Source organism: Acinetobacter sp. NS-4, from assembly GCF_037402435.1.
Taxonomy (GTDB): domain Bacteria; phylum Pseudomonadota; class Gammaproteobacteria; order Pseudomonadales; family Moraxellaceae; genus Acinetobacter.
Window position 1 is genome coordinate 1 of the sequence record NZ_JBBEUE010000044.1, and the last position, 1,144, is coordinate 1,144.

A 1,144-nucleotide genomic window follows, 5' to 3' on the forward strand; every position below is an offset into this window, starting at 1 on the left:
ACAATTGGTCACGTCGACCATGGTAAAACAACTTTAACTGCTGCGATTGCAACTATTTGTGCAAAAACTTACGGCGGTGAAGCGAAAGATTACGCAGCAATTGACTCTGCACCAGAAGAAAAAGCACGTGGTATTACCATTAATACTTCACACGTAGAATACGATTCTCCATCTCGTCACTACGCTCACGTAGACTGCCCGGGTCACGCCGATTATGTTAAAAACATGATCACTGGTGCTGCTCAGATGGACGGCGCGATCCTTGTATGTGCTGCGACTGATGGTCCTATGCCACAGACTCGTGAACACATCCTTCTTTCTCGTCAGGTTGGTGTACCTTACATCCTTGTATTCCTTAACAAGTGTGACCTTGTTGATGACGAAGAATTACTTGAATTGGTAGAAATGGAAGTTCGTGAACTTCTTTCTACTTATGACTTCCCAGGTGATGACACTCCAATCATCCGTGGTTCAGCACTTGCTGCACTTAACGGTGACCAAGGTCAATATGGCGAATCTGCTGTAATCGAATTGGTTGCTGCACTTGATTCTTATATTCCTGAACCAGAACGTGCTATCGACAAAGCATTCTTGATGCCAATCGAAGACGTATTCTCAATTTCAGGTCGTGGTACAGTAGTAACTGGCCGTGTTGAATCTGGTATCGTGAAAGTAGGCGAAGAAGTTGAAATCGTTGGTATCAAAGACACAGTTAAAACAACTGTAACTGGCGTAGAAATGTTCCGTAAATTGCTTGACGAAGGTCGTGCAGGCGAGAACTGTGGTGTTCTTCTACGTGGTACTAAACGTGAAGACGTTCAACGTGGTCAAGTACTTGCTAAACCAGGTACAATCAAACCGCACACTAAATTCGATGCGGAAGTATACGTACTTTCTAAAGAAGAAGGTGGTCGTCACACTCCATTCCTTAACGGTTACCGTCCACAATTCTATTTCCGTACAACTGACGTAACTGGTGCGATCCAATTACAAGAAGGCGTGGAAATGGTTATGCCTGGTGACAACGTAGAAATGTCAGTAGAATTGATCCACCCAATCGCAATGGACCCAGGTCTACGTTTTGCGATCCGTGAAGGTGGTCGTACAGTTGGTGCTGGTGTAGTTGCTAAAGTAACTGCATAAT

At 44.5% G+C, this 1,144-nt stretch carries 1 protein-coding gene; it reads left to right on the forward strand.

Going from position 1 to position 1,144, the window contains the following annotated elements; all coding sequences use genetic code 11:
• Positions 1-1,143 (forward strand): elongation factor Tu (gene tuf / locus WAE57_RS15760; RefSeq protein WP_337711299.1); only part of this gene is annotated, 1,143 nt, incomplete at its 5' end.
• Position 1,144: the final 1 nt, after the last annotated feature.